The sequence below is a fragment of the Streptosporangium sp. NBC_01810 genome (assembly GCF_035917355.1).
Taxonomy (GTDB): domain Bacteria; phylum Actinomycetota; class Actinomycetes; order Streptosporangiales; family Streptosporangiaceae; genus Streptosporangium.
This window is the reverse complement of the sequence record NZ_CP109070.1, coordinates 3,279,042-3,305,047: the sequence shown is the minus strand read 5'-3', so window position 1 is coordinate 3,305,047 and position 26,006 is coordinate 3,279,042. Positions and strand designations below refer to the sequence as shown.

The 26,006-nt window shown below is 70.1% G+C and carries 29 protein-coding genes; 7 read left to right on the top strand and 22 right to left on the bottom strand.

Features of this window, described 5'->3' with window-relative positions:
• The first annotated feature begins 36 nt into the window (after positions 1-36).
• The 3 genes from OIE13_RS14840 (at position 37) to OIE13_RS14830 (ending at position 3,256) form a co-directional block, all read left to right on the top strand.
• On the top strand, positions 37-801 hold the full coding sequence (locus tag OIE13_RS14840) for a hypothetical protein (protein WP_326639291.1): 765 nt from the start codon (positions 37-39) through the stop codon (positions 799-801).
• Between the two features lie 283 nt (positions 802-1,084).
• Complete coding sequence (locus tag OIE13_RS14835) at positions 1,085-2,743, top strand: catalase (RefSeq protein ID WP_326830138.1); 1,659 nt, start codon at positions 1,085-1,087, stop codon at positions 2,741-2,743.
• A gap of 240 nt (positions 2,744-2,983) precedes the next feature.
• Entirely contained in the window at positions 2,984-3,256 is a 273-nt protein-coding gene (locus tag OIE13_RS14830) for a WhiB family transcriptional regulator (protein ID WP_442811578.1), read from the top strand.
• 231 nt (positions 3,257-3,487) lie between these two features.
• On the opposite strand, the gene OIE13_RS14825 is transcribed toward OIE13_RS14830, so the two are convergent.
• The 12 genes from OIE13_RS14825 to OIE13_RS14770 all read right to left on the bottom strand — a co-directional run bounded on the left by OIE13_RS14825 (position 3,488) and on the right by OIE13_RS14770 (position 13,012).
• Positions 3,488-4,252, bottom strand: a complete 765-nt coding sequence (locus OIE13_RS14825) for a DUF3152 domain-containing protein (RefSeq protein ID WP_326830137.1) — start codon at positions 4,250-4,252, stop codon at positions 3,488-3,490.
• Between the two features lie 445 nt (positions 4,253-4,697).
• The gene (ptsP, locus tag OIE13_RS14820) at positions 4,698-6,347 is read right to left on the bottom strand and encodes a phosphoenolpyruvate--protein phosphotransferase (RefSeq protein ID WP_326639298.1); all 1,650 of its coding nucleotides are present in this window, start codon (positions 6,345-6,347) and stop codon (positions 4,698-4,700) included.
• Positions 6,340-6,624: an HPr family phosphocarrier protein gene (locus tag OIE13_RS14815; RefSeq protein ID WP_326639300.1), complete on the bottom strand. Its 285-nt coding sequence runs from the start codon at positions 6,622-6,624 to the stop codon at positions 6,340-6,342. The genes ptsP and OIE13_RS14815 overlap by 8 nt, the downstream gene beginning before the upstream one ends.
• A 175-nt stretch (positions 6,625-6,799) precedes the next feature.
• Positions 6,800-7,831 carry a zinc-dependent dehydrogenase gene (locus OIE13_RS14810; protein WP_326639302.1) on the bottom strand — a complete coding sequence of 344 codons (1,032 nt, stop codon included), beginning with the start codon at positions 7,829-7,831 and terminating at the stop codon, positions 6,800-6,802.
• Positions 7,828-8,286, bottom strand: a complete 459-nt coding sequence (locus tag OIE13_RS14805; RefSeq protein WP_326639305.1) for a PTS sugar transporter subunit IIA — start codon at positions 8,284-8,286, stop codon at positions 7,828-7,830. The genes OIE13_RS14810 and OIE13_RS14805 overlap by 4 nt, the downstream gene beginning before the upstream one ends.
• Positions 8,279-8,587: a PTS lactose transporter subunit IIB gene (locus OIE13_RS14800; protein WP_326639306.1), complete on the bottom strand. Its 309-nt coding sequence runs from the start codon at positions 8,585-8,587 to the stop codon at positions 8,279-8,281. Before OIE13_RS14800 ends, OIE13_RS14805 begins: the two co-directional genes overlap by 8 nt.
• 3 nt (positions 8,588-8,590) lie before the next feature.
• Positions 8,591-9,700 (bottom strand): PTS mannitol transporter subunit IICB, encoded by a 1,110-nt coding sequence (locus OIE13_RS14795; RefSeq protein ID WP_326639308.1) that lies wholly within the window; start codon positions 9,698-9,700, stop codon positions 8,591-8,593.
• 65 nt (positions 9,701-9,765) lie between these two features.
• On the bottom strand, positions 9,766-10,707 hold the full coding sequence (gene pfkB / locus OIE13_RS14790) for a 1-phosphofructokinase (protein ID WP_326639309.1): 942 nt from the start codon (positions 10,705-10,707) through the stop codon (positions 9,766-9,768).
• Positions 10,704-11,465: a DeoR/GlpR family DNA-binding transcription regulator gene (locus OIE13_RS14785; protein WP_326639311.1), complete on the bottom strand. Its 762-nt coding sequence runs from the start codon at positions 11,463-11,465 to the stop codon at positions 10,704-10,706. Before OIE13_RS14785 ends, pfkB begins: the two co-directional genes overlap by 4 nt.
• Positions 11,466-11,891: 426 nt before the next feature.
• Positions 11,892-12,335, bottom strand: a complete 444-nt coding sequence (locus tag OIE13_RS14780) for a type II toxin-antitoxin system PemK/MazF family toxin (protein WP_326639314.1) — start codon at positions 12,333-12,335, stop codon at positions 11,892-11,894.
• Positions 12,336-12,475: 140 nt separating this feature from the next.
• Positions 12,476-12,673, bottom strand: coding sequence for a DUF5302 domain-containing protein (locus tag OIE13_RS14775; RefSeq protein ID WP_326639316.1), 198 nt, complete (start codon positions 12,671-12,673; stop codon positions 12,476-12,478).
• A gap of 156 nt (positions 12,674-12,829) precedes the next feature.
• Positions 12,830-13,012 carry a hypothetical protein gene (locus OIE13_RS14770; protein ID WP_326639318.1) on the bottom strand — a complete coding sequence of 61 codons (183 nt, stop codon included), beginning with the start codon at positions 13,010-13,012 and terminating at the stop codon, positions 12,830-12,832.
• A 79-nt stretch (positions 13,013-13,091) separates the two neighbouring features.
• On the opposite strand from OIE13_RS14770, the gene OIE13_RS14765 reads away from it, so the two are divergent.
• Together OIE13_RS14765 and OIE13_RS14760 are read left to right on the top strand one after the other, a co-directional pair.
• Positions 13,092-13,538, top strand: coding sequence for a MarR family winged helix-turn-helix transcriptional regulator (locus OIE13_RS14765; RefSeq protein WP_442811580.1), 447 nt, complete (start codon positions 13,092-13,094; stop codon positions 13,536-13,538).
• 22 nt (positions 13,539-13,560) lie between these two features.
• The gene (locus tag OIE13_RS14760; protein ID WP_326639320.1) at positions 13,561-13,788 is read left to right on the top strand and encodes an HGxxPAAW family protein; all 228 of its coding nucleotides are present in this window, start codon (positions 13,561-13,563) and stop codon (positions 13,786-13,788) included.
• Here OIE13_RS14760 and OIE13_RS14755 read toward each other — a convergent pair whose 3' ends face one another.
• Together OIE13_RS14755 and OIE13_RS14750 are read right to left on the bottom strand one after the other, a co-directional pair.
• On the bottom strand, positions 13,789-14,133 hold the full coding sequence (locus tag OIE13_RS14755; protein ID WP_326639322.1) for an anti-sigma factor antagonist: 345 nt from the start codon (positions 14,131-14,133) through the stop codon (positions 13,789-13,791). It abuts the gene before it with no gap.
• A 92-nt stretch (positions 14,134-14,225) separates the two neighbouring features.
• Positions 14,226-14,612: an ATP-binding protein gene (locus OIE13_RS14750; RefSeq protein ID WP_326647074.1), complete on the bottom strand. Its 387-nt coding sequence runs from the start codon at positions 14,610-14,612 to the stop codon at positions 14,226-14,228.
• Between the two features lie 43 nt (positions 14,613-14,655).
• Here OIE13_RS14750 and OIE13_RS14745 point away from each other — a divergent pair, with 43 nt between their 5' ends.
• Positions 14,656-16,011 carry a cation:dicarboxylate symporter family transporter gene (locus OIE13_RS14745; protein ID WP_326639324.1) on the top strand — a complete coding sequence of 452 codons (1,356 nt, stop codon included), beginning with the start codon at positions 14,656-14,658 and terminating at the stop codon, positions 16,009-16,011.
• Positions 16,012-16,054: 43 nt separating this feature from the next.
• Here the strand turns inward: OIE13_RS14745 and OIE13_RS14740 are convergent, their stop codons facing one another.
• Positions 16,055-17,020: a hypothetical protein gene (locus OIE13_RS14740; RefSeq protein WP_326647076.1), complete on the bottom strand. Its 966-nt coding sequence runs from the start codon at positions 17,018-17,020 to the stop codon at positions 16,055-16,057.
• Between the two features lie 417 nt (positions 17,021-17,437).
• On the opposite strand from OIE13_RS14740, the gene OIE13_RS14735 reads away from it, so the two are divergent.
• Complete coding sequence (locus OIE13_RS14735; protein ID WP_326639326.1) at positions 17,438-17,590, top strand: hypothetical protein; 153 nt, start codon at positions 17,438-17,440, stop codon at positions 17,588-17,590.
• Here the strand turns inward: OIE13_RS14735 and OIE13_RS14730 are convergent.
• From OIE13_RS14730 to OIE13_RS14700, 7 genes are all read right to left on the bottom strand, one after another.
• Entirely contained in the window at positions 17,565-18,722 is a 1,158-nt protein-coding gene (locus OIE13_RS14730; RefSeq protein WP_326639328.1) for a cation:proton antiporter, read from the bottom strand. The two genes, OIE13_RS14735 and OIE13_RS14730, sit on opposite strands and share 26 nt — an antisense overlap.
• An 8-nt stretch (positions 18,723-18,730) precedes the next feature.
• Positions 18,731-19,213 carry a cation:proton antiporter regulatory subunit gene (locus tag OIE13_RS14725; protein WP_326639330.1) on the bottom strand — a complete coding sequence of 161 codons (483 nt, stop codon included), beginning with the start codon at positions 19,211-19,213 and terminating at the stop codon, positions 18,731-18,733.
• A gap of 236 nt (positions 19,214-19,449) precedes the next feature.
• Positions 19,450-20,925 (bottom strand): amidohydrolase family protein, encoded by a 1,476-nt coding sequence (locus OIE13_RS14720; protein ID WP_326639332.1) that lies wholly within the window; start codon positions 20,923-20,925, stop codon positions 19,450-19,452.
• Positions 20,922-21,524, bottom strand: a complete 603-nt coding sequence (locus OIE13_RS14715) for a thiamine pyrophosphate-dependent enzyme (RefSeq protein ID WP_326830136.1) — start codon at positions 21,522-21,524, stop codon at positions 20,922-20,924. The genes OIE13_RS14720 and OIE13_RS14715 overlap by 4 nt, the downstream gene beginning before the upstream one ends.
• Positions 21,521-22,051 carry a thiamine pyrophosphate-binding protein gene (locus OIE13_RS14710; protein WP_326639336.1) on the bottom strand — a complete coding sequence of 177 codons (531 nt, stop codon included), beginning with the start codon at positions 22,049-22,051 and terminating at the stop codon, positions 21,521-21,523. The genes OIE13_RS14715 and OIE13_RS14710 overlap by 4 nt, the downstream gene beginning before the upstream one ends.
• Positions 22,052-22,071: 20 nt before the next feature.
• Positions 22,072-25,482 carry a molybdopterin cofactor-binding domain-containing protein gene (locus OIE13_RS14705; protein ID WP_326830135.1) on the bottom strand — a complete coding sequence of 1,137 codons (3,411 nt, stop codon included), beginning with the start codon at positions 25,480-25,482 and terminating at the stop codon, positions 22,072-22,074.
• Positions 25,467-26,000, bottom strand: coding sequence for a (2Fe-2S)-binding protein (locus OIE13_RS14700; protein WP_326830134.1), 534 nt, complete (start codon positions 25,998-26,000; stop codon positions 25,467-25,469). Before OIE13_RS14700 ends, OIE13_RS14705 begins: the two co-directional genes overlap by 16 nt.
• Positions 26,001-26,006: the final 6 nt, after the last annotated feature.

Here is a 26,006-nt window from a genome sequence, read left to right as displayed (position 1 = left end):
CCGTGCGGCGCGGTGTGATCACCCGGGTGTGCTTTCATGTCAGACGTGGCCACTCCACTCCAGTACGGTGACCCGCCCCAGCTGGGACCCTTCGTCGTGCAGGCACGTCTGCGGGTGGGGCCCGCCGGGCTGGTCTATCTCGGGCTCGCGCCCGACGGCAGGGCCGTCTCGGTCGCGGTGCTGACCAGGGGGGCCGCGCTCGATCCGGCGGCTCGCGACCGCTTCGTCACCGGGGTCCGCGACGCGGCGGCCAGCCGCTCCGGCGTCCGGGGCTGGATGGTCAGGGCGGCACGCGGGCGCACCGCGGTGGCCGGCATGGTCCCACAGGTGCTGGCCATGGACGGCGGGAGCGCCCCGTGGGTGGCCACACCGTACGAGCCCGACAGGGCGGGGGCGGAGCGGTTCCTGGAACCGGTGCTGGTCAGCGGAACGCTGATCGGCGAGCAGCACGGCCCCGACTTCGCGCCGCACTGGGTGGGCGACCGCTCGCCCGCGCTGCCCGCGCCGCCCAAGGGTGCGCCGCCGCCGACCGAGACCCGCCGGGCCGTGATCGTCGCGGGGGTGGTGCTGACCCTGCTGCTCGTGCTGCTGGCCGTGACGGTCTGGCTCCTGCTGCGCAGGGAGGACGATTTCAAACCGCCGCCGAGGCCGCTGCCGCCCACGGTGTTCGTGCCGACCCCGCCGCCGGTCCCGGCGACGCCGGATCCCGGCCGGCCCACCCCTTCGCCGTCACCGAGCCAGAGCGGGACCGGCCCCCCCGGCCAGGAGGAGGGCGACGAGAACGAGGGCGAGCCCATCTGAGGGCGGCGGGTGCGCAGAACGCGCGCGATCGCCGCCCCGATCCCGCCGCCGCCCCGATCCCGCCTCCGGCGCCGGTGACCGGCGCGAGGCGGGCCGACGGTGAATCCTTTTCGCCCCCGGCCGGGCCTCGACGCGGCTAAAGCATTGCCCCTTAAAGCATTGTCCCTGTTCATGGAGATTATTCCCTTTATCGCTATAAAGCGCTCTGTGCCGGATAAGGGGACTGTGCGCCGATATGGAGTGGTGCGCCGAAAACGACCGCGGCAGGGAAGGAATCGTCATCATGACGGATGTGTCGAGCGTGGGGCCCCAGCCGGGCGATGACCGTCCAATCCTGACCAATCGACAGGGGCACCAGGTCTACGACAACCAGAACCAGCGCACGGTCGGCGCGAGGGGGCCGGCCACGCTGGAGAACTACCAGTTCCTGGAGAAGATCAGTCACTTCGACCGCGAGCGCATCCCCGAGCGGGTGGTGCACGCCCGAGGGGTGACCTCCTACGGCTACTTCGAGGCCTACGGCAAGCTCGGAGACGAGCCGATCGGCCGCTACACCCGGGCGAAGCTCTTCCAGGAGCCCGGAAAGCGGACCGATGTGGCCGTCCGGTTCTCCACGGTGATCGGTGGCAGGGACTCCTCGGAGACCGCCCGTGACCCGCGCGGGTTCGCGGTGAAGTTCTACACCGAGGACGGCAACTGGGACCTCGTCGGCAACGACCTGGCGGTCTTCTTCATCAGGGACGCCCTCAAGTTCCCCGACGTGATCCACTCGCTCAAGCCGGACCCGGTGACGTTCAGGCAGGAGCCCGGCCGGATCTTCGACTTCATGTCGCAGACGCCGGAGAGCATGCACATGATCGTCAACCTGTTCAGCCCGCGCGGCATCCCGGCCGACTACCGGCACATGCAGGGATTCGGGGTCAACACCTACAAGTGGGAAAACCAGCAGGGCGACAGCCGTCTGGTGAAGTACCACTGGATCCCCAAGCAGGGCGTGCGCAGTATGACCGCCGAGGACGCCACGGCCGTACAGGGCCAGGACCTCGGGCACGCCACCAAGGACCTGCACGAGGCGATCGACCGGGGCGACTTCCCCGAGTGGGAGCTGCGGGTGCAGATCATGAGCGACGACGACCACCCCGAGCTGGACTTCGACCCGCTGGACGACACCAAGGTGTGGCCGGAGAACGACTTCCCGCCCCTGCCGGTCGGCAGGATGGTGCTGAACCGCAACGTGGAAGACAACTTCGCCGAGAACGAGCAGATCTCCTTCGGGACCGGCGTCCTGGTCGACGGCCTCGACTTCTCCGACGACAAGATGCTGGTGGGCCGTACGTTCTCCTACAGCGACACCCAGCGCCACCGGGTGGGTCCCAACTACCTGCAGCTGCCGGTCAACCAGCCCAAGCACGCCCAGGTGCGCACCAACCAGCGCGACGGCCAGATGGCCTACCGAGTCGACGAGCAGGGCGCCAACCCGCACGTCAACTACGAGCCGTCCATCACCGGGGGGCTCAGGGAGGGGCAGTACCCCACCTACGACGAGCAGGGGCCGGTCATCTCCGGGAGGCTGACCCGCAAGCGCATCCCGCGTACCAACGACTACACCCAGGCCGGTCAGCGCTACCTGCTCATGGAGCAGTGGGAGCGCGACGATCTGGTGCTGAACTTCGTCGACATGCTCTCCCAGGCCACGCGCCCCGTTCAGGAGCGGATGGTCTGGCATTTCCTGATGGTCGAGGACGACCTCGGGCTCAGGGTGGGAGAGGGGCTGGGCATCAGCCCCGGGGACGTCTCCCACCTGAAACCGTTGATCGGCCAGGACCTGACGGAGGAGGATCGCGAGCGGTTGTCCAAGCTGGGCAAGAACGGGCCGCGCGACGTGAGCGGCCTGAAGATGACCCACTGCGTGCCCAACGAGCGGGCCCGGGTGGAGCGGTAGGGAACGGTCACCGGCCCGGTGGGAGCGGCGGTCGTCGAGACCGGAGCGCGCGGAGGTGATCCGCTCGTTGCGCGTCGCCGGGCTCGATCTGCTGACCGGAGTCTTCCGGCAGGGAAGAAACCATCGGTCAAGGCTGTCCGATTTTTCCGCTTAAAAGGTATGAATACCATTACAGCGGGCACGCGATCCTCAAACTGAGCCGCCGATATCTGAGCCGTTCTCACTCCCATTTGGATTGCCATGCCTGTTGAGAGCAACGTCATTCCGATCATCAACTGGTCCCGCCGCTCCTCCTGCCTCAACGAGGACCCCGAGCTCTTCTTCCCCGTGTCCTACGAGGGACCGGGCCGTGAGCAGTACGAGCGCGCCAGGGCTGTGTGCCGACGCTGCCCGGTGCGCGGGCGTTGCCTGGAGTACGCGTTGAACACCCAGCAGATGGACGGTGTGTGGGGAGGCACCACACCCGACGAGCGCAGGGCAACCATGACCAGGGCGAGGCGCCAGGTCAGGTAGCGGCACTCCCGGCCGGCCGCCCAGAGCCCGAGTTCCGCCTCCGGGTACTGGAAGAGCACCGCTCCCGGTTTGCCGCCTCGTGCAGCGGCTCCAGCGTGCCGAGGAATCGCCGCCGGACCTCGTCGGTGATCTCCGGCGGCACGTCCCTGAGGTGGAGGTCGCGCTCCGGCGGCGCGCCGAGCCTCTCCCGCGGGTCCTTGTGGAGGGAGGCGGGCCGGGTGGGGTGCCCGGTCAGCGACGAGGTGACGGCCAGGGGTTGGGGCGGCAGCCGTACAGGGACTTGGTCTGCTGGAGCATCACCGGTGCCCGCCTGCCGGGCCCGGGGCAGGACACGTGGCCGTGGCCGAGGCCGTGACCGACCTCGTGGCTGATGACGTACTCGCGGTAGGAGGCCACGTCGCGGCCGTAGCCGCGCGCCCCGCTGTTCCAGCGGACCGCGTTGATGATCGCGCGCTCGCCGTTCCAGCAGGACAGCGTGCCGTTGGTCCGCATCGGCAGACAACGCCGGTCGGCCGTCTCCGGGCTGCTCAGCGAGACCCTGAGCTTCACGGGGCCGCGCGCCACCCGCTTGAACCGGTGCCCCCAGCCGCGCGGGTCGTTGAGGATCCGGTGCACCTCGGAGGCGAACTCCTCCACCTCGAACGGCAGGCCCCGCTCGACCTCCACCGCGTACCGGACCACCCTGCCCTTGCCCCTGGGGGGTCTGGCCTCGCCGGGGGCGACGGCGTAGCGGCCCTTGGCGGCCCGGGGCACCTTCAGCCTCAGCGGTTGCTGCCGGCCGTTGGCCAGCAGGAGTGGCTTCTTGGCCTGGCCGGAGGGATCTGCCGTCCCCTGAGGCTGCGGTGGCGGGGTCGGTGTCACCGGTGTCACGGGTATCTGGGGCAGTGCGGCGTCCGGGGGTGGGGGAATGTCGGGAACCGGTTCGAGGTGACCGCTCAGCAGGGTGACCGCTCCGGCCGTGAACGTGACCATGACGCTGAACGCGAGAAGCCACATAACGGTTTTGGAGTCACGTCGACTTTCGTTCCTGGACATAGTCCGTAAACCATATTGCCCTACGGCGGTAACTGATCAAATCGGGGGAAAATCATCATGTGCTGACATCACGGAGAGCTACGGGTTGGGTACGCCAACGGCGGCCGCGTATGGCGGCCGCCGTCGGATCAGCGGATGTCGAGCCTGGAAAGGGCGGGTGAAGGGGTTCTCCGTCCACCCGCGCCGGCGTCTCGGCGCTTTCCGTCAGGAAGACCGGTGATTTCACCGATGCGCACCGGGGAAACGGGCCGGATGTGGGAGCCGGGCCGGAGAAGGGTGTCTCCGGCCCGGCTCGGGGATGGGGAGGGGCCCTCACCATCCCAACCCGGGGATGGGGAGGGGATGGGAAGAGGGCCCCTCCCCATCCCCGGCCCGGGGATGGTGAGGGTGATTGGGAGGGGGCCACTCACCAGCCCGGGACGATCAGCTTTCTGGCCTGTTCGGGGTCGTCCGAGCCCAGGGCGATCTGAGCGTTGTCGCGGCACTGCGCCAGGGAGTGGGCGGCGAGGCTCTCCCGTACCGCGGGGACGCTGGGCGCCGACATCGACAGACTGGTGACGCCCAGCCCGACCAGGACCGTCGCCAGGAGCGGGTCCGCCGCCGCCTCGCCGCACACGCCGACGGGCTTGCCCACCGACTGCCCGGCCGCCGCGCAGTCGGCGATCAGCTGGAGCAGCGCCGCCTGCCAGGGATCGAGCAGGTCGGCGAGATCCCCGTGCTGCCGGTCGGAGGCGAAGGTGTACTGGCTCAGGTCGTTGGTGCCGATGCTCAGGAAGTCGAGCTCCTTCAGCAGGCGCCCGGCGTGCAGCGCGGCGGCGGGGACCTCCACCATCGCCCCGACCCGGGTGATTCCCCGGGCGCGGGCCCGCCCGGCGAAGTCGGCCGCCTCGCCCGCCGTCGTCACCATCGGGGCCATCACCCATGGCTCGGCTCCGCTCTGGCGCGCTGCCTCGGCGATGGCGTCGAGCTGGGTGTCGAGCACCTCGGGCCTGACCCGGGAGACCCGCAGCCCCCGGATGCCCAGCGCCGGGTTGGTCTCGTCGGCCAGCCCGAGGAACGGCAGCGGCTTGTCGGTGCCCGCGTCGAGGGTGCGGACCACGACGTGCCCGCCGGGGACGGCACGGAAGACCGCGGCGTAGGCGGCCACCTGCTCCTCGTAGCCGGGCTCCTCGCGCCGGTCCAGGAAGAGGAACTCCGTGCGGAACAGTCCCACTCCCTCGGCGTCCACCCCCTGCGGCGTGAGGTCGGCCGCGGAGCCGACGTTGAGCAGCAGCTTGACCGGGTGGCCGTCGGAGGTCCGGCCGGGACCCCGGCTCGTGCTCTTCCGGCGGCGCTCGGCCTCCGCCAGGCGCTGGATCTCGGTGGCGGCCTCCTCACCGATACCGACTTCCACCTCGCCCCGCAGACCGTCGACGGACACCCACGTCCCCTCGTCGACCTCGCTCATTCCCCGGCAGGCGACCACGGCGGGCAGGCCGCGGGCGCGGGCCAGAATGGCGGTGTGGCTGGTCGGGCCGCCCTTCTCGGTGACGAGGGCGAGGACGGTGTCGGGGTCCAGGTTCACCGTGTCGGCGGGGGAGAGGTCCTCGGCGACCAGGACGAAGGGATGACCGGGAGTGGGCACCCCGGGAACGGGCAGGCCGAGCACCGCCGCGACGGCCCGGTTACGGATGTCGTCGAGGTCGGCGGCTCGCTCGGCGATGTAGCCGCCCGCCGCCAGCAGCGCGTGCCGGTGGTGGGCGCACGCCTCGTCGATGGCGTGCGCGGCGTCCGCACCCGCCCTGACACTCGTCTCCACGGACTCGTGCAGACCGGGGTCGTCGGCGATGAAGGACTGTGCCTCCAAGATCGCCTGAGCTTCGGCGTCGGGCGCCTTCTCCGCCCGCTCCGCCAGTTCGGCGGCGGTGGCCCGCAGCGCGTCCAGCGCCAGGCCGAGCTCGGCGTCGGTGTCGGCGACCGGGTGGCGGGGCGGCAGCTCCGGCGGACCCGCCATCCGGCAGACCCGCCCGGCCGCCCGGCCGGAGCTCACGCCCAGGCCCTTGAGCGCCTCAGCCATGAGGTGCCTCTTCGGCGTCGAGGTCGCGGGCGAGCAGCTCGGCGAGGGAGTCGAGCGCCTCGCCTGCCCCAGGCCCCTCCGCCTCCAGCGTGACCTCCGTGCCATGTTTCGCGCCCAGTGCCAGCACGGCGAGCATGCTGTTGGCGGGTACGGGCTTGCCCTCCCCGACGCGGATACGGACGGGCACTCCCTGCCTGGCCGCGGCCTGCACGAAGATCTTTGCGGGACGGGCGTGGAGGCCCGTGCTTGAGGCGACGACCACTGTCCTCTCCGGCATCTCCGGTTCTCCTTCTGCGCGTTCTGCGAGTGGTGTGAGTTTGCGCCGGCCTCCACCGGATCCGGCGGGAGGCCGGCGCACTCTGGTGTGGATCGGCGGATCTTCCGGCGGCTCCCCGGCATGACCTTTTGCTGCTGTCCGGCCCGAAGGCCGGTAGCTCCGGGGGCCGGGTCGGTCAGGGTTCGATGGTCACCTTGATGGCCTCGCCCCTGCTGACGATGTCGATCCCCTCCAGGACCTCCGCGAGCGGCAGCCGGTGCGTGATCAGGTCGGAGACCGGCACCGAGCCATCGGCGATCAGCCGCAGGGCCTGGGCGTTGTGCGCGGGGCTGGACCCGTTGGCACCGACGATGGTCAGTTCCCGGTAGTGGACCAGGTTGGAGTCGCACCGGATGATCGGGTTGTCCTTGGGCAGGCCTCCGAAGAAGCTGACCCGCCCCTGGCGGGCCGCCATCCGCAGCGCCTGCTCCTGGGCCGCTCCCGAGGCGGCGGCGGTGATGACGACGTCGGCGCCCCTGCCGTCGGTCAGCTTGAGCACCTGCTCGACGACGTCCTCGCCGTGCACCGACGCGTCCGGGTGGACCAGCCCGGCGGCCATCTCCAGCCGCTCGGCGTTGATGTCGACGAGGAAGACCCGCGCCGCGCCCCGCGACCGCGCCAGCCGCACGTGCAGGCAGCCGATCGGGCCGGACCCCATGATCACCACGTCGTCGCCCTCGCCCACCCGGGCCAGTTCCTGGCCGTTGAGCACGCAGGCCAGCGGCTCGGCCACCGAAGCCTCGGCGAAGCCGACCTCGTCGGGAATGCGGTTGACGCCGTTGACCGCCAGGATCTTGGCCGGGATGACCATGTACTCGGCGAAGCCGCCGTCGTAGTGGTAGCCCATCGACTCCTGGTTCGGGCAGACGGTCATCCGGCCCCGGAGGCACTCCTCGCACGTCCCACAGGGAATCGCGGCGATCACCTGCACTCGGTCACCTGGGGCCCACTCGCCGGCGTCGACGGCGTCGACCACCTCGCCGGCGATCTCGTGGCCCATGACCCTGGGGGGCTTGATGTGGTGGTGGCCGTACTTGGAGATCTTCGCGTCGGTACCGCAGGTCGAGCAGTTGCGCACGCGTATCTTGATCTCGCCTGGTCCGGCGGCGGGCTCCGGCGCATCCTCGACGCGGATGTCGCCGGGAGCGTAGAAACGGGCGACCTTCACTGTGCTTCGTCCTCTTCGTTGGGTTGCAGCAGCCGGACCACATCGGCGACCTCCGTCGCCTCGCGAAGGGCCTGGGCCTGCTCGGGATCCATCAGGATCTGGGCGAGTTCGGCGAGCAGCCGTACGTGGCCGTCGCCCTTGGCGGCGATACCGATGCACACCGTCACCTGGTCGCCGTCCCAGTCGACGCCGTCCGGGAAGCGAACGACGCTGATGGCGTCGTGCCGGACGGCGTCCTTGGCGGCCAGGGTGCCGTGCGGGATGGCGACCCCCTCACCGACGTAGGTGGAGATCGAGCGCTCCCGTTCGAGCATGGCGTTGATGTAGGGGCTCTCCACCGCGCCGACGGAGAGCAGGGCCTGCCCGCACTGGCGGATCGCGTCGTCGCGGCCGGTGGCCGAGGCCGCCAGCAGGATGGCGCGCGGGTCCAGCGGCAGCGGCGCTGTCTCAGGCATCGACGGTGCCGCCGTTCTTGATGGTGTTGACCAGCTTGGTCACCGCCGGGTCTCCGATGAAGACCTGGAAGGGGATCAGCACCTTGCCGGGTGCGCCGGCCCTGGCCCGGTCCGCCAGGCCGACGTGGCAGACCACCACGTCGGCGTCGGCGGGGATCGAGTTGACCGGGGTGTGCTCCACCTGGACGTTCTGGCTCTTCAACTGCTTGCGGAGCTGGCTGGCGAGCATGACGCTGCTGCCCATACCCGCGTCGCAGGCCACGATGATCTTGTGGATGTCCTTGCTCTCGATACTGGCCATGCGTTAAGCCTCCTTGGCGGCGGGTGCGGTTTCGGATCCCGCAGCGGCTTCCTCGGCCCCGTCCCCGTTGCGCCGGCCGAAGCCGAGGAGCACCGAGGCCACGGCGAAGGAGACGGCGGTCGCGGCGAAGACGCCGGCGAGCACACCGAACCAGCCGCCCTTGGGCGTCACCGCGAGGTAGGCGAAGATGCTGCCGGGCGAGGCCGCGGACACCAGGCCGGCGCCGGTCATGATGAAGACCAGGATGCCGGTGGCGCCACCGGCGATGACCGCGAGGATCAGACGGGGCTTCATGAGCACGTAGGGGAAGTAGATCTCGTGGATGCCGCCGAGGAAGTGGATGATGATCGCGGCGGGGGTGCTGGGACGGAGCAGGCGCGGGCCGAAGAACATGTAGGCCAGCAGCAGGCCGAGACCGGGGCCGGGGTTCGACTCCAGCATGAACAGGATCGACTGGCCGAACTGGGTCACCTCGTTGGCACCCAGCGGGGTCAGCACGCCGTGGTTGATGGCGTTGTTGAGGAACAGCACCTTGGCGGGCTCGATCAGGACCGAGGCCAGCGGCAGCAGGTTGGCGTCCACCAGCCAGCCGACCGCGTTACCGGCGGCGGTGGTGATCGTGGAGACGACGGGGCCGATGGCCCAGACGCCCACCAGGGCCGTGGCGCCGCCGACGATGCCGGCGGTGAAGTTGTCCACCAGCATCTCGAAGCCGGACTTGGTGCGGTCGGCGGTGAAGCTGTCAACGAGTTTCAGCAGGAACGCCGCGAGCGGTCCCATGATCATCGCGCCGAGGAACATCGGGTTCTCGGCGCCGACGACAACGCCCATGGTGGCGACGGCGCCGACCACGGCGCCGCGCTGGCCGTGGACCATCCGACCGCCGGTGTAGCCGATCAGGATGGGCAGCAGCGACGTGATCATCGGCCCGACCAGGGCGGCGAGGGTCTCGTTGGGCAACCAGCCGGTGGGGATGAACAGGGCCGTGATCAGACCCCAGGCGATGAACGCGCCGATGTTCGGCATGATCATTCCGGCGAGATATCCGCCGAAACGCTGGATTTTCGCTTTTACCCCGGTTCCGGTGACGGTGGGGGTGTACTCGGTGCTCATATGGTGTTGCTCCTTCCGGGGTGGCCGGCGGGGGAGCCGGCCAGGGGGGTGGATCCGCGTCGCTGTCAGCCCCCGGGCTGCAGCGGCAGGGTGGGATCGGCTCCGGTGACGCGAACGTCATCGCGCCGGATGTCGTGCGGGGAGGGCATTCGGCTGCCCGGCAGCCCGACCGCGGCGGTAGCCCAGGCCAGCGCCTCGACCAGTGCGCTCTCGCCCTGTGCGCCGCCGGCGAGGAACCCGGCGAGCATGGCGTCGCCGGCGCCGACGGTGCTGCGCGGCTCGGCCACCGGGCATTGGCCGTACCAGACCTGGTCTCCCTGGAGGAGGATCGCGCCGTCGGATCCCAGGCTGGCCAGGACGGTTCCCGCGCCTCGGGCCCGCAGGTTCTCTGCGGCCTTGATGGCGTCGCCCAGCGATGAGAGAACCATCCCCGTCGCCTCGCTCAGCTCCTCCCGGTTGGGTTTGATCAGGGAGGGAGCCTCGGCGAGCGCGTGGACGAGCGCGGGGCCGCTGGTGTCGACCGCGACGTTGATGCCTGCGCCCTTGAACCGTTCGCACAGGCGGGCGTAGACATCGATCGGCACCTCGGGCGGGAGGCTGCCGGAGGCGACCACCCAGTCCGCGGAGCTTGCCGCACTGAGCACGGCCTCGGCGATGGTGTCGAGGTCGGCCGCCGACAAGGCGCTGCCCGGCTCGTTGATCTTGGTGACCGTGCCGTCGGGCTCGGCCAGCGCGACGTTGGACCGGGTGGCCCCGGCGACCGGTACGGTGATCATCTCGATGCCCTCGGCCGAGAGCAGGCTCACCAGCCGCCGTCCCTCGTCGCCCGCGAAGGGGACGACGGCGCAGGAGCGGACCTGGTTGGCCAGCAGCGCACGGGAGACGTTGACGCCCTTGCCGCCGGGGTCGAGGTGTGTGGCGGCGGCGCGGATGACGGCCCCGCGGGTAAGCGACCCGACCTCGATCGTACGATCCAGGCTGGGGTTGAGGGTCAGGGTGACGATCATGCCCGGATCACCTCGGGCCCGGCCGCGGCCATCTCGGCCGCGACCTCGGTGTCAAGTCCCATGTCACTGATCACCACATCTATCTCCTGGACCGAGGCGAAGCGGGCCAGGTAGGTATTGGCGAACTTGGTGTGGTCGGCCAGCAGTACGCATCGCTGCGCCGCGTCGACCATCGCCCGCTTGATGGCGGCCTCGGCGGGGTCCGGTGTCGTCAGCCCCTTGGCCACCGAGCATCCGTTGGCCGCCATGAACGCCACGTCCACGTGCAGGTCGGAGAGGGGCCGCAGCGCCCAGTCGTCGACGGTGGCCAGGGTCCGCCCGCGCACCCGGCCACCCAGCATGATCACCGTCAGGTTGACGCGGGTGGCCAGTACCGTCGCCAGCGGCGGGGAGTTCACGATCACGGTCAGCTCCCGGTCGGTCGGCATCGCCTGCACCAGCCTGCCGGTCGTCGAGCCGGCGTCGATGATGATCGCGCCGTCCTCGGGGAGCTCGGCGAGCGCCGCCTTGGCGATACGCTCCTTTTCCGAGATCATTACCTCGTCGCGGGCGGCAAGTTCAGGTTCGAACCCCAGCCGCTCGACCGAGATCGCACCGCCGTGCACGCGCCGCAGCATCCCCAAGCGCTCCAGCGCGGTCAGGTCGCGGCGGATGGTCTCGGTGGTGACGGCGAACTCCTCCGCGAGCGTTACCACGTCTACCCGTCCGACCGTACGCGCCCGGCGCAGGATCTCCTGTTGCCGCTCCTCGGCGTACATGCTGTTGATTCACCGCCGTTTCCATGTTGTTTCAGCTTTATTTACACCCGAATCTGTTGGAACGTCAATGGGTGACTTCTAGCTAAGCCAGGTAAAACATGAAAAACCCCAGGTATGTACCTGGGGTTTGGGACTGTATGTGGATTGTGAGGAGAGTGTGGCCGCAGGCCGCCGAAAATTTGGATCGCGTTGGAAACGGTGTCCCTCGGCCGGAGATCCCTCGGTTGGAGATCCCCTCGGCCGGAGATCCCTCGGTTGGAGATCCCCTCGGCCGGAGATCCCTCGGCGGGAAACGGGATGCTGTCGGACGCTTCCGGGGCACTGGGAAGGGATCGTGGGTGGGCCCGCGGCCTTCGGTGTGCTCGGCCTTCGGTGTGCTTGGTCCTCAGTGCGTTCGGTCCTCGGCGCGCTTGGTCCTCAGGGTCCTCAGCCGTCGGCGGCCCAGCCGTGGGTGCGCTTGAGTACGACGGCCACGCGGGCGAAGCGCTCGGCGTCGAGGATGGAGCCCTCGCGCCGGATGTCGTCCTCATCGAGGGCGAAGATCCGGTCCAGGCGCAGGTAGGAGACGCGGTTCTCCCGGTCCCAGCGGCCGGGGCCGAGCTCCAGCCAGTCGCTCGGGTCGCCGTTGCCGCCCCGGCTGGAGAGCATCAGCGCGAGCAGCTTGCGCCCGTGGCGGCCGACGACCAGCAGTGGCCGGTCCTTGCCACGGTTCGGATCCTCCTCGTAGGGGACCCAGGCCCAGACGATCTCGCCGGGGTCGGCGAGCCCGTCGAGGTCGGGGGAGTAGTCCAGGGTCGCCGCCCGGTCGACACGGTAGACCTCGCTGACCGCGCCTCGAGCCGGCCGGGGGTCCTCGCCAAGATCACGCACAGGTGCAGCCTATTGCAGGCAGGCGGCATTCTTCAAAGGGAGGCGGGCCCCGCGGGCGGGCAGGCGGGCGCCGCCCGCTGGCCGGACGCCAGCCGGGCGGCGGTCGGTCCGGAGCATCCGGACTCGGTTCGGAGTGCGGCTCAGCCGCCGCTCTTGCGGCGGAAGGAGCGCTTGGCCGCAGCCGGGCCGTGAGCACCGTGGATCTTGGAGGCGTTCTTCCCCTTGCCTCCGGCGCTCGCGTCCGCCTGGGCGAGCTTCTTGCGCTCCAGGGCCTCGCGGAACTTGCGCTTCAGTTCGTCGTCGGAACTCTCGGGCTCCTCCGGCGTGACGTCAGACATGCAGACCTCCTGATCTGGGCGGACGGTCCCACCCCGGCCAACCGGACCATCATCCTCTCATGTTTCGAACATGGGTCCGGCTTGCTGGAACGCGTCACGGGCCTGACCGCGGAGCCGGTCGCCGGCAGCGGCCGGGACGAGCAGGGCGGGGGGACCCTAGTTCAGATCCATGGCCATCAGCAGCAGTAGTCCGGCGAGGTGGCCGACGACCACGAAGACGATCACGAAGATGAAGACGAACTTCGCCGGGCCGTGCTCGAAGTGCTGGCCCTCCTTGAGTGCGGGGCGCTCCGCCTGGCGCTCGGCGATCCGTTCCTCGATCGACTTGCTGTGAAACATGGGGATCCTTTGCTCACCAATGCTTGGGGCGATAATAGTTTGTGTAGTAACTATCGTACTATGTCGGGTGGAGGTACGTGTGAGTGACATGCCCGATCCCCTAAGTCTGGAGAGCCAGGTGTGCTTCGCCCTGGCGGTCGCCTCGCGCAACGTCATCGGGGTCTACCGGCCACTGCTGGAGCCGATGGGGCTGACCCACCCCCAGTATCTGGTCATGCTCGCCCTCTGGGAGCAGGCGCCGCTGTCGGTCAAGGAGCTGAGCAAGCTACTGAGACTCGACCCCGGTACGCTGTCCCCGCTGCTGAAGCGTCTCGAGGCCGTTGGCTACATCCGGAGGCAGCGTGACGGCCAGGACCAGCGTGTCCTGGCAGTCTCGCTCACGCCGGAGGGCCGAAGGCTACGGGACGAGGCGGAGAAGGTTCCGCCGGCGATCGTCAGGCGTCTGGGAATGAACCTGGAGGAGCTCCGGGAGCTCCACCGGTCGCTGAACCGGGTGATCGCCGCGGCGGACGGCGCGCATCACTGATTCACGTGGAGAGGAAAGGCTCATGGCTGGAAGCCACGGAGGAAGCCCCAAGTCTTGGCTTGCGGTGATCATCATTCTGCTGGGGTTCACCGTGGGAGGCGTGGCCCTGTGCCTCGGCCCCAACTGGATGTTCTTCTGGATCGGGGCCGGGATCATCGCGGTCGGCGGTGTGGTCGCCCTGGCGGTCGACATCTTCTCGGATGTCATCACCGACGCCCCTCGGGTGCCGCTGAACAACGGCAGCAGCTGATCAGGCCTTCTGCAACGCCTCCTCGACGGAGGTGAAGACCTCGAAGGAGGGTCGCAGGCCGGTGATGGCGAGAATGCGCTCCAGGGTGCCGTGCACGCCGACGAGTGCCAGGCGGACACCCAGGACGCGGCTTCGCTGGAGCGCCAGGATCAGCTCTGCGACCCCGGTGGAGTCACAGAAGGTGAGCCCTGTGACATCGGCCACGATCATGGAAGGTGCTTCGACCTCCCACGCCTTCTCCATCTCCAGGCGGAAGGCGGAGGCGTGCCGGTAGTCGAGCTCTCCGAGCACCCGGACGACGAACACCTTCCCGAGCAGGCTCGATGAGGTCGTGAAGAAGGTCATGCTTGGCTCCTTTGCCCGCGGGTGGCAGGGCGGGCTGTCCTTTTTCCTACCAGTTCCGGGGCCACCGTGCTCCCGCCGGGCCTCAAACGACCTCAAACGACCTGGTAGAGCAGCTCGGGCCGTCCGACCCCGCCGTACTGGGGAACCCGGCGGGTGATTCCGTTCTCCGTCAGGTGCTCCAGGTAGCGGCGGGCGGTCACCCGGGAGACGCCGATCGCCGTGGTGGGGTCGAGCCCCAGGCCGCTGTCGGCCACGCTGATCACGAAGGCCGTCTCGTCGGTGCGCAGCCGTACCTCCACCCGCGCGGGCCGGGTTCCCGCCATGGCCGCTTCGGCCGCGTTGTCCATCAGGTTGCCGACGATCGTCACCAGATCGCGGGTGTCCGGGCCAGACTCCAGCCGCGCACCTGTCTGGAAAGCTCCCGCAAGTTCACGAACGAAATGTACGCAACGGTGACTCAGATCACAGCGTCGGCGCATAGTCACTCGACCGGATTTTTCTTCTACCGCGGTGGAGACACGTATGAGCGCGGCTCGAGACAAAACGCACTACCTGTACCTGGCCGTGATCGCCGCCGTGGTCGCAGGAGTCACGATCGGGCTCGTCGCCCCCGATCTCGGCAAGGAGCTGAAACCACTCGGCACCGCCTTCGTCGCCCTGATCAAGATGATGATCAGCCCGATCATCTTCTGCACCATCGTGCTCGGCGTCGGATCCGTCACCAAGGCCGCCAAGGTCGGCGAGGTCGGCGGTCTCGCACTCGGCTACTTCCTCGCCATGTCGACGGTCGCCCTGGGCATCGGCCTGCTCGTGGGCAATCTGATCGACCCCGGACAGAGCCTCGCGCTCACCGACGAGCTCCGCAAGGCAGCCGAGGCCGAGGCGGCCAAGGGCGGCGAGAGCGACACGGTGACGTTCCTGCTCGGGATCATCCCCACCACGCTGGTGTCGGCGTTCACCGAGGGCGAGGTGCTGCAGACCCTGCTCGTCGCGCTGTTCGCCGGGTTCGCCCTGCAGGCGATGGGCGAGCGCGGCAGGCCCGTGCTGAACGGCATCGCGCACATCCAGCGGCTCGTCTTCCGGGTCCTCGCCATGATCATGTGGGCCGCCCCGGTCGGCGCCTTCGGTGCGATGGCCGCGGTCGTCGGCGCCACCGGCGTGGACGCGCTCAAGAGCCTCGGCGTCATCATGCTCGCCTTCTACGTGACCTGCCTGCTCTTCGTTTTCGCCGTCCTCGGTCCGATCCTCTGGCTGGTGGCGCGGATCGGCCTGCTCTCGCTCCTGCGCTACCTGGGCAGGGAGTTCCTGCTGATCCTGTCGACCTCGTCGTCGGAGTCGGCACTGCCGCGCCTGATCGCCAAGATGGAGCACCTCGGCGTGAGCAGGCCCGTCGTCGGGATCACCGTGCCGACCGGCTACTCCTTCAACCTGGACGGCACCGCCATCTACCTCACCATGGCCACGCTGTTCGTCGCGAGCGCCACCGGCGCGCCACTCGCCTTCGGCGAGCAGATCTCCCTGCTGGTCTTCATGATGATCGCGTCGAAGGGCGCCGCCGGGGTCACCGGCGCCGGCCTGGCCACCCTCGCCGGAGGCCTGCAGTCGCACCGCCCCGACCTGGTCGACGGCGTCGGTCTCGTCGTCGGCATCGACCGCTTCATGTCCGAGGCGCGGGCGCTGACCAACTTCGTGGGCAACGCGGTCGCCACGGTCCTGGTCGGCACCTGGACCGGCGAGTTCGACAGGGAGCGCGCGGCCGAGGTCCTGGCGGGGAGTGCCCCGTTCGACGAGACGACCCTCCTGGACGACGACGATGACGGCGGTGCCACCCCGCCGCCCGCCACACGCTCTGACGACCCGGTGATGTCACCGGCCTAGCGGCGGAAACCCTCCGGCAGGTGGACGGGCCGGCGGCGGACGTTCAGGAGGTTCCGCCGAGATGGACCTCCCCGGCCAGCTTCGTCGTCTGGCCGGTGGAACGCCGCCAGGTGGACCCCGCCGGATGGGCGGTCAGCAGGACCATGATCCAGCGTTCCTTGGGGCCGACGAGACCGGTGGTGTGCAGTACGGGACGGCCCAGGTCAGGTACGACGCCGGCCCCGGCGGGTGCCGCCGTCGTGACTCCGCCTGGGGCGGTGGCGGAGCCTCTCCGGCTCGCGGTGGCGCCCAGGGCCACCGGAGCCGGAGAGGCGGACACGGGAGACGCGGAGGTGAAGGCGGCGGAGGCGGTGCGGGCGGCGGGGGAGGTCGCCGGGCGGCAGCGGACCGGGGGTGTGGAGCCGTACCCCGACCAGCCCTGCTTGACCGCCCACGGCCCGCGCACTCCGCGGGGGATGCCGAAGTACTGGTCGAAGCCATCGGAGCCGCACTGCCCGGCCCTGCGCAGGTGGCCCAGGATCAGGCCGCTGACCTTGGGGTCGGCCCGGTCGAGCAGGTAGCGGTAGGTCTTGACGACGTCCATCGCGCTGAGCGAGGCGTAGCCCCAGAAGCCGGGTTTGTCGGCCGGTGGGGGAGCGGTGTCGGTGAGTTGCAGCTTGCGCGCCATCCGCTGGATGATCCGTCCCTGACCGCCCCTGCTCCAGAAGGAGGTCGCGGCGGCGTCGTCGCTGACCCGCAGCATGACCTTGAGCAGCGCCAGGTCCTTCTTGGAGACGCCGCTGTGCGACTCCAGATAGTCGATCGCGATGAGGATCTTCACCACCGAGGCCGACCGGAACCTCCGGTGCGCGTTGCGGTGCTCGGTCACCTTCGCGGTCTGCCGGTCGAAGACCAGGTAACCGGCGGTCACCCCGGCCGGGACATGCGGCTTGCCGGGGGCGGTGGCCGAGGCCGGGGTGGTGGCCGCCAGGAGGGGGAGGGCGGTCGCGAGGACCGTCAGCAAACGCATCACGGGACAAATACCTACCAGATCCCGGATCGGTGACGGACCGGGCACGCGCAGCTCGCGGATCCGGGTCGGAGCGGAGTGCGGCCGGCGTCGAGGAACAGTGCCCCCGACGCGCACGGGCAGGTCGCCGTACGGAACCTGGTCGCCAGGGATTGTATAGGAAACTTTCCTATTGAATACTGCGATGAACAGGTCAATCCTCCTCAATCTCACTCCTCGCGTCCTCGGTACACCGCCCGGTGTGCCGCCGCGCCGGACCGGTTGCCCACCCGGGGACTGGGAGACCCGTACCTGGCGTGCAAGTATCTGACCGCCGACGTGGTGATGAGCGCCCTGCCCGGCCCGTACGAAGCGCTGCTCTGCCGCGTGATCCGCTGACCCCTCGCCTTCGGACCGGAGGTGTCCGAGGAGACCGGCATGCTGACCCCGCACCTCGCCGGAGGCGGGAACGTGCTGGTCTGCCCCAAGCCCGGCCACGTCCCGGCCTCGTACACCATCCTCGACTTTCCGGTCGACGACATCGACGCCGCCGTCGACGGGAGGGTCAGGCGCGTTTGGCGATGGCGGTGATGAAGGGCTGCAGCACCCGGGCGGCCAGCGGGCCGAACGCGGCGAGGATGAGGACGTACGCGGCGGCCAGCGGGCCCAGGTCGGGATGGACCCCTGAGGCCACCGCCAGCCCGGCGATCACGATGTTGAACTCGCCCCGGGGGATGAGCGCGATTCCGGCCCGGGCCTGTCCGGCCCTGGCGATGCCCGCCCGGTGGGCGGCGTAGGCACCGGTGAGCAGCTTCGTGATCATGCTGATCACGGCGAGGAGTACGGCCAGCCCGGCAACCGGGAGGATCTTGGTCGGATCGGTCTGAAGGCCGAAGAAGACGAAGAACACCGCGGCGAACAGGTCGCGGATCGGGGTGAGCAGTTCCTGCGCGTCCTCGGCCAGCTTGCCGGAGAGGGCGATGCCGACCAGGAAGGCGCCGACCGCGGCCGAGACCTGGAGCTGCTGGGCCACTCCGGCGACCAGCAGCGCGAGACCGATGACCTTCAGCAGCAGCACCTCGGAGTTGGGGCTGGAGACGAACGCCTCGATGAACCTGCCGTAGCGGAGTGCGACCAGCAGCACGACGCTCACCGTGGCCAGCGCGATCGCCACGGTGACAGCGCCGCTGGCGAAGCTCAGCCCGGCCAGCACCGCAGTGAGGATCGGCAGGTAGACGGCCATCGTCAGGTCCTCGAAGACCAGCAGCGACAGCACCACCGGTGTCTCGCGGTTACCGATCCACCCCAGGTCGGACAGGACCTTGGCGGTGATGCCGGAGGAGGTGGCGTAGGTGACGCCGGCCATGGCGATGGCGGCCACCGGACCCCAGCCCAGCAGCAGCGCGGTGATCGCGCCCGGCGCGGCGTTGAGCACCAGGTCGACGACGCCCGCGCGGGCGTTGCCCTTCAGGCTCGTCACCAGCTCGTCGGCGTTGTACTCCAGGCCGAGGGTGAGCAGCAGCAGGATGACGCCGAGCTCGGCGCCGACGGAGGTGAACTCCTCGCTGGTGGCCAGGGGCAGGATGCCGCCGGTGCCGAAGGCCAGTCCGGCGATGAGGTACAGGGGGATGGGCGAGATGCCGACTTTAAGGGCCAGTGCGCCGAGGATGCCGAGCCCGAGAAGGACAGCACCGAGCTCAAGAAAAAGAATAGCCGTATGCACCAGGTTTCCTACCCGCCGGACAGGATGTCAGAGACGGCGGAGGTGCTCTCCGGGCTGCCCACCACGACCACCACGTCGTTGCCGAGCAGACCGAAATCGGGGGCGGGGCTGGCGAACACCTGGCCCTCGCGAACCACGGCCACGATGGAGGCGCCGGTACGGGTGCGGACGCGCGCGTCACCCATCGGCCGGCCGGCGTACGGCGAGCCGGGCGTGATCGGCAGTTGCAGGCTGACGAGCCCCTCGACCTCGCTGTGCAGGGCGTTGAGGCGCTGCACGATGCGGGGGGCGCCGAGCAGTTCGGCGAGCGCGTCGGCCTCCTCGTCGTTCAGTTTTATGGTCTCGCATGCGCGATCGGGATCGTCTGGGTCGTAAAGCACCAGGTCACGGCGGCCTGTGCGGTGAGAGACGATTCCAATGCGCCTGCCCGACCGCGTCGTGAACTCGTGCCGCAGTCCTATCCCGGGCAGTGCCGTCTGCTCGACCTCCACCGTGTCAGCTCCTCGGGTGCGTGTTCCAATTGTCCTTCCAAAGAACTTACCAACCTGGACCTTCTGGGGGGATATCGGCAATAACCGGTATTGCCGATTAATGCCGCCGTGGCGATGGGCGACGCGCTGATCGGCCGCCTGGTGCGGGCGGGCATCGTCGCGTGACGTCGTTGACGACAGATGGTCTGACCAGGGCAGACAGCCGGCCGTCGCGTGGCGTCACGCGGAGATCATCACTAGCCGCATGACGGGGTCGCCCGGACGCCGCTGGCCGCCTCGATCCGTTCCAGCGTCGGGCGTACCTCCTCGAACCTCGCCAGCCTGGCCGGGAGCGAGCTCCAGATCCGCGTGGTGAGTTCTCGTGCCTCGGCTCGGATCGCCGCCTCGTCGACCGTTGTCACGGTTCCGTCCACGAGTACGGGCGCGCCGTCCACGTACACCTTCCGCACCGCCGATCCGAGCTCGCCGTAGGTGATCTGGTGCCGGAGCTGCGCCGCCGGGGCCGGCCACACGTGATCGGCGTCGAGCACCGTGAGGTCGGCGAGGGCGCCGACCGCGATCCGGCCCAGATCGGCACCGAGCGCGCGCGCACCACCTGTCCAGCACATGGTCAGCCCGTCGATCGCGGTCGGCCAGGTCGCCGGCGGGCCCTGCACCCGGTGGACGATGGTGGAGAGCTTCAACGTCTCGAACATGTTCTGGGTGTCGTTGCTGCTGGCCCCGTCCGATCCGAGGGCCACTCGCGCGCCGGCCCGCAGCAGAGCGGGAACCGGTGCCACACCGGCACCGAGCTTGAGATTGCTCGCGGGGTTGTGGACGGCGACCGCGTCGGTCTCGGCGAACATCGCCACCTCGCGCTCGTCCAGCCAGATGGCGTGCGCGAAGGAGGCCCAGTCCTCCAGGGCACCCATCTTCCGCAGGAACTCGACGGTCGATCCCCCGAACCGCTCACGCGCCACATCGATCTGCGAGCGGGCGGACAGCAGGTGGGTCTGCATCCGAGTGCCCCGCGCCCGGACGAGGTCGACGGTGGCTCCGAACAACTCGGTGGAACAGCGCGGCAGGGAGGAGGGGCCCAGGATCGGCCGCACTCGGGGGGACGTCCCCTCCCAGCGGTCCAGGAAGCGCGAGGCCGCGGCGAGCACCTCGTCCGGCCGCGCCGACGGAGGCCGCCTCAGCGCCGCTCCGCCGGGAACGAGATCGATGGGGAGGGAGGAGAAGAAGTCCAGGTCGGAGAACTGGATCGCGACCGACGCGCGCAGACCCAGGTCCAGGTACGCCTGCATGATCGCGTCCATGCCCTCGTCGATCCACTCCAGGTCCGCGCGGGCGCAGTCGAGGACGGAGGTGGTGCCGGTGCGGATCATCTCCAGGCCGCCGACCATCGCCGAGACGTACAGGTCGCGAGGGCTCAGCCGGGCACCCGCTCCGCCGTAGCTCGCCACCACCATCCACGCGTCGAGGGGCAGCGCGTCGCACAGTCCCTTCTCGATGCTCTGGTTGGAGTGGGTGTGGGAGTTGACGAGTCCCGGGATGAGGATGTCGCCGCCGAGGTCGACGATCTCCACGGACTCCGTTTCCGCGGGCACGTGTGCCGCGCCCGCTCCGGGGCCGACGGCCACGATGCGCCCGTCGGCGACGACCACGTCCCCCATCGATCCGTCATGGTCGAGGTCGAGCAGTCTGGCCTGGCGGAGGATGAGGGTTGTCATCGGTTTCCGTTCTCGATCATGTGGTCCCATGCCTGGAACCGCTGCTGGAAGACGGCCCTGGCCTCGCCGCCGGAATGCGGTCCCGGGCCGCCGTACGGTGACGGTTCGACGTCGACGCGGACGACGAGCAGCGCCGGGGCGCGGGCGGCCAGCAGCGCCGTGACCGCCGCCGCCAGGTCCTCGGCCGTCGCGTCACGCTCGACGGTGCGGGTCCAGCCCCAGCCGGCGGCGGCCGCGAGCGCCGCGATGTCGGCCAGGCCGGCCGCGCTGAGCGGCTGGCCTCCACCGGTCTCGTAACGGCCGTTCTCGAAGACCACGACGCGCAGGTTGCCCGGTGCGGCGCCGGCGAGGGTGAGCAACGATCCCAGGCCCATCGTCAGGTCGCCGTCGCCCTCCAGGAGCACGAACTCCCGGTCGGGCCGGGCCAGGGCCGCGCCCAGGGCGAACGCCGGGGCGGCGCCCATGGGGTCCGAGCCGTAGAACGTGGGGTTGGTTCCACCGTGCTCGCGCCACGCGCGCCCGGCGCTGCCCAGACTCGTGATCACGACGTGTTCCGTGGCCGCCGCCGCGACCGCGCGGGCCACCTCGGCGCGTTTCACGATGCCTCCCCGGTCAGTCCGGCACGTGAGCACAGCAGGACGACGGGGCGACGGTGCAGGGACGCCTGCTCGAAGGCCCGCTCGAAAAGCCAGTCGTCACGTTCGCTCTCGACGCGATGCCAGGGCAGGCCGAGAGCCGTCAGCACGCCCGGCGTGACCTGGCCCTTGTAGGCCTGGTAGAAGAACCCGTCCTGTGGGCCGCCACGGTCGGCCGCGACCACGACGAGCGGAATCTCGTGGTGGTGGGCGTAACCGGCCAGCACGTTCGCCGCCAGCAGCACTCCGGCGTTCTGGCAGAGCAGTACGGCGCGGCGGCCCATGAGCGACGCGCCGGCACAGATCGCCACCCCCTCGTCCTCGCGGGTCACCCGCACGTGGGTGATCTCCGGGGTGCGCGCGACCGTGTCGATCAGCGGGCTCAGCCAGCTGTCCGGCAGCGACGCGGCGACGCCGGCACCGCCGGCCCTCAGCCGGTCGACGATCCGCGCGGCCCGGGCGTCGCCGGGGGTCGCGCTCGAAGAACTCATCGACGTCATCGCTCCCTGTCTCATCGGTCTGCCGCGCCCAGGGCCATGGCGGCGCGCCGGAGCAGGCCCGCCGCGGCGTCGAGCTTCCACTCGTTGCGGGCCAGGGGATGGGCGTGGTGCTCGAACTCGTGCTCGGTCAGGGAGAGGAGTTCCCGGACGGACGGGTGCCGTCCCTCGATCGCCCGTTCGACCGTGGTCGGACGCCACGGGACCGGGGCCAGCGCGCCGAAGACGATTCTCGGCCGGTGCCAGGCGCCCGCCTCGTCGACGTCGGCGGTCATCGCGAGGGAGACGACGGCGAAGTCGCCGTCCCACTGCCGCAGCTTCTCGAAGACGCCGCGCCGCTCCCTGCCCGGCTCGGTGAACGACCCCGGCTCGGTGAACGACCCCGGCTCGGTGAACGACACCGACTCGATGAACTCGCCGGGGCGTACGCGCAACTCGCCGGGGCCGCGGTACAGCTCGCCGATCGGCACCTCCCGGCTGCCGGCGGGCCCGGTCATCCGTACCCGTGCGTCGAGTGCGGCGAAGACGGTCGCCAGGTCCGAGGGGGTCACCGCCTGGCAGCGATGCCCGCCGATGACCGCGTGCTGGAACCGGTGGTCGCCGGTGACGGCGTAGCACGGGCAGGTGGAGCCACCGCGCTTGTAGCAGTCGAACCCGTTACGGAAGAACCAGCACCGCTTGGCCTGCGCCAGGTTGCCCCCCACCGTGGCCATGTCACGGATCTGCGCCGAGGCGATCATCCCGACGGCGTCGGCCAGCATCGGTACGCGCCCGCGAGCCCACCGGCCGAGTTCGGCGAGGGTCACCGCCGCGCCGATCTCGGCCACCCCCGCGTCGGAGTCGAGCCGGCGTAGCGATGCGACCGAGGACGTCGACACCAGGGTGTGTGGATTCGCCAGGTTCTGATCCCGTTGCGGCAGGAGGTCGGACCCGGCGCCGATGACCGCCACATCGCCGCGCGGCCCGCTCCCGAGCGCGGTCACCACCTCGGGAACGCTCGCCGGGGAGAGGACCTCCCGGACCGGCCGGGGGGTCAGGCGACGGGCGAACCGGGTTCCGGCGCGGTGCAGCAGCGCGTGGACGCCGACCGGGTAGAGCCGGCGAAGCAGCTCGATCTGCCAGCGTGAAGGGCGGCGGAGCAGGTGATAACGCCGCTCGCGGGTGCCGTGGGACTCGCGCAGTGCGCGCAGCACGACGTCCGGTGTCAGTGGCACCTGGTGGAACCGGATGCCGATGGCGTCGTACACGGCGTTGAGCACCGCCGGCGCCGGCGGGACGATGGACATCTCACCCACGCTCTTCGCGTCGAACGGCCCGGCCTCCTCGGGGCCCTCGATGAGCACCGCGCGCACCGACGGTGCCGTCGTCGAGCGCGGCAGCGGATAGTTCAGGTACGACGGGTTGACGACCCGTCCGCCCTCGTAGATGAGGTTCTCCCCCAGGACGGCGCCCAGTCCCTGCACGACGCCCCCGATGATCTGTCCCTCCACCAGCCCCGGGTGGATCGCCCGGCCGATGTCATGGGCCGCCACATAGTCCAGTACGCGGATCTCGCCGGTGTCCGGATCGACCTCGACCTCGACGGCGTGCGCGGCGAAGGTGTAGCTCGGTGAGATGTTGGGGGTGGGGATACCCGTCCAGTACGGCTCCATTCGCTCTTCGAGGTACTCCAGATCCAGTCGCAGCCGCCCGTCGACGGCCTCCGGTGCCGTCGCGGCGAGCTCGCCGATCTCGATGGCGTCCTCGGCGGACTCGACGCGCCCCGCGCGCAGCGTGACCTCGGGGCCCCCGAGTTTCGCCGCGCCCAGCTCGCGCAACCGGTCGGCCATCGCCTCCGCGGCGCGCTTGACGGCGTGCCCGCCCATGTGCGTTCCCCGCGACGACCAGGCGCCCATGTCCGGCGGCGTCTCGTCCCAGTCACCCATGATCACTTCGACACGGTCGATCGGGACGCCCAGCACCTCGGCGGCGATCTGCCCGAGCACGGTGCGCTGGCCCGTCCCGGCGTCGGACCCGCCGAAGCGCACCACGACCTCGCCGGTCGAGGTCACGTCGATCCCCGCCGCGCTGACGTTGCCGCCCGGGTAGGCGTAGGAACCGCTCGCGTGCATGCCGACCGCCACACCGAGACCGCGAAGGGGACGTGCGGCGGCCTTCTTCTCGTCCCACCCGATCAGCTCTCGTACCGACTCCAGGCACTCCACCAGCCGGGCCGAACCGATGCGCGCGCCCGCGAGCGCGACCGAGCCGGGCTCGTTGGCGTTCCTGATCCGGAACTCGATCGGATCGGTCCCGGTCCGCTCGGCCAGCTCGTCGACCAGGCACTCGATCGCGAGCGCGGTCTGCGGAGCGCCGTACCCGCGGAACTGACCGCCCGGAGGCAGGTTGGTGTCGACCAGACGGCCCGTCCAGCTGACCGCGTCCGGACGGTAGAGGGAGCCGATCTGCTTGATACCCGCGCGGATCACGGACGGGCCGTAGTGGTTGAACGCGCCGTTGTCGGCGTCGACGTCGGCCTCGAACCAGCAGATCCGCCCGGTGTCGTCCGCGTGCGCGCGCATCGCGGTGCGAAAGGCGTGCCGGGGCTTCGTCGCGGCGATCTCCTCCTCGCGGCTCAACTCGACGAGCACCGGTAGTCCGCTGCGCATCGACAGCAGGCCCGCGACGGCCTCGTGCTCCGACACCTTCGACTTCGACCCGAAGCCACCGCCGACCGCGACGTCACGGCAGACGACCTGGTCGACCCGGAGGCCGAGGACCCGGGCCAGCTCGTGTACCACGAAGTGCGGGGCCTGGGTCGACGTCCACAGTTCCAGGCGGTCCCCGTGCCACCAGGCGAGCGTGGTGTTCGGCTCCATGCAGGCGTGGGTGACCCGCGGGTAGTCGAACGACCCGCCGACCGTGATGGCCGAGTTGAGGCGCGCGAGTTCGGCCGAACCCCAGACTCCGGACACGGTCAGTGACACGTTGTCCCCGCTCGCCCGGCGTTGCACCCTCGGCGCTCCGGGGGCGAGCGCGGCGGCGACGGAGAGCACCGGCTTCAGCCGCCGGTAGCGGATGTCGATGAGGCTCAGTGCCAGTTCCGCGGCCTCGACGGTGTCGGCGGCCACCGCGGCGATCTCCTGGCCGACGTAGGTGACCCGGTCGACGGCGAGGGGCGGGCGGTCGGAGTACGGCTCGCCGCTGTGCTCGTAGACGGTTCCGGGAGCGAGGTCCCGGTGCGTCACGACCGCGTGCACTCCCGGGACCCGTAGCGCCCGGCCGGTGTCGAGCCTGGTGATCCGGGCGTGTGGGAGGGGGGAGCGCAGGATCCGTCCCACGAGTGTCCCCTCGGGCAACGCGTCGGCCGAGTAGGGGGCGGTTCCGGTGGTCTTGCCGGTCCAGTCGAGCGGGCGGACCCGCGTGCCGACTACTGAGGTACGCAATCTGATCCCTCGACTCGCCGCTTCTCCATCGTGTCCATGATCGCGTCGATGATCTGCACGTATCCGGTGCAGCGGCAGACGTTTCCGGCCATCGCGCGGGTGACCTCCGCACGGGTCGGGCAGGAGCCCTCGCGCAACAGGGCCTCGGCGCGGACGATCTGGCCGGGTGTGCAGAATCCGCACTGGAACGCGACATGGTCGGCGAACGACTCGCGCAGGTCGTCCGCCGCGAGCCCGGCGGCCGTGGTCACGTCGGCGGTGACCGCGGCCGCGAGCACGGTGCACGACATGACGACGCGATCGCCCAGCAGCACCGTGCAGGCGCCGCACTCACCTCGGCCGCAGGCCGACTTGGGCGCCGTGCGGCCGTTGCGGCGAAGCACGGTGAGCAGCGACACACCCAGATCGGTGAGCGAATCCTCGACCACCTCGCCGTCGACGCGGATCCGGATCCGCCGCGCTTCCCAGCCGGAGTCCGGTCGTGCGCCGTCGGGTCGTGCGCCGTCAGGTCGTGGCATCCGCAT